Raw genomic sequence first — 1668 nt, 5'->3', positions numbered from 1 at the left:
TCAAGTTGTCCCATCAATCTCTCCTTTCAGACCTACTATCGTGAAGTCAAGTCGTCTCCTAAGTCATAGCCGTCGAACTGTCCCGGCTCCATACAGACAGCCATCACGAGCATTTCCAAATCCTCTTGCCTGTGGTTGTAGATACCGTGCGATCCCCCCAACTTGTTCGGGATAGCGTCGCCTACATGCACCTCTTCTGTTTCGTCGTCCATCGTCATTCGACCGCTGCCCGCCATGATGATGTAGGTCTCCTCTATCACGTCGTGGCGATGATAGCCGACCGATGCACCGGGTGGAACCACGCAGTGAACAACGAATCCCCAATTGGTTCGGAAATCCTGATGCCCCCAAACCTGCCTTATCCCTACTTTCCCTTTGCCCCCATGGACATTTGGGATAAAAGTCAGTAGATCGTGGTCAAGCCGCCCAACGGGAAGCCTATCAACCGCCTCTAACGGCGCACCGACACGGTCCTCCCCAAAATCTGTGCAATCATATCCACCCCCCGGATTCGCGACACAGAAATTCATAAACCGTGTCTCTTTATCCGTATGGTTGTAGATTGCGTGTGATTCCCCCTTTCGGCAAGGGACAGTCGCACCCCCAACTACCTCTGCCGTTCTGCCGTTGTGAGTGAACTGTGCGGCGTTGTCCAAAATTGTGAACATCTCTTCGCACTCATCGTGGCGGTGATGACCAATCCCGCCACCGGGCGGCAAAATCGCGTAATGGACAAACCACCACGGCGTCTGAAAATCTCCCTCGCCCCAGAGCCCCTTAATTAAAAGATGACCTGCCCCGCCATGGACACTTTCTGACACACTCAATTCATCCCGATGCACATGAGCAATACGCATGGCTATTTCTCTCTCCCTTGTATCGTATTAAAATTTGGCAGCCATTTGCTGCAATCTTCAAAGCCAGTCGAGCAGTATCTTACCACGCCTGAGATCGCAACTCAACAAAATTTGTGCATATGGATGGGAGTGCTCAAGAGATATAAAATAGCCTGTGATGCGGGTACTAGCGATAGGCCTACCCATTGGCTTTTGGACTTGACGGAGTGAGTCTACTGTGCTAAACTCGACATTAGCATGAAAATTTATTTTTGAAAATCTGTTTTCTATACACGGAGCATTTGCCATGATGAAAATCGGTGCCATGTCTTTGAGCTTTTGCACAAATTGTCTATGACTTGGGATATGACATGATTGAGTTGCATACGAGCGCGTTTGAATCTACCGACATTGATTATCTACGAACGGTCAAAAAGGACCTGATGCAGAAGGGGCTACCACTCGGATATATCGGAATCAGCAACGATTTTGGACGTCCGATTGAGGAACATCCGGAGCAGATTGCGTTAATCAAGAAGTGGATTGATGTCGCAGATTTTATGAGTTGTCCATTGGTTCGCGTCTTCGCCGCATACCTACGGGAAGAGCACAAAGATGAGGAGGCAGTCTGGCCACCGATGATTGCCGGGTTCAAGGAAGTTGCGGAGTACGGCTACGAAAAGGGAATCCTCGTCGGCTTACAGAATCACAATCACAACAATGTCACCCGCACCGGCGATGATCTGCTTCGCGCCCTCCGTGAAACGGATCACCCCTACTTCACACACATCGTCGATACCGGACAGTATGCCGGTTCGCCCGGCGCAAGTGG

At 50.4% G+C, this 1668-nt stretch carries 2 protein-coding genes; one reads left to right on the top strand and one right to left on the bottom strand.

Annotated features, from left to right (window positions below; all coding sequences use genetic code 11):
- Window positions 1-35: 35 nt before the first annotated feature.
- Entirely contained in the window at window positions 36-857 is an 822-nt protein-coding gene (locus J4G02_07390; GenBank protein ID MCE2394397.1) for a cupin domain-containing protein, read from the bottom strand.
- Window positions 858-1207: 350 nt separating this feature from the next.
- Between J4G02_07390 and J4G02_07385 the strand changes: the two genes are divergently transcribed.
- The coding region (locus J4G02_07385; GenBank protein MCE2394396.1) for a TIM barrel protein at window positions 1208-1668 on the top strand (461 nt) is incomplete at its 3' end.

Source organism: Candidatus Poribacteria bacterium (genome assembly GCA_021295755.1).
Lineage (GTDB): Bacteria > Poribacteria > WGA-4E > WGA-4E > PCPOR2b > PCPOR2b.
The sequence above is the reverse complement of the archived record's forward strand: the minus strand, read 5'-3'. Positions and strand labels throughout refer to the sequence as shown.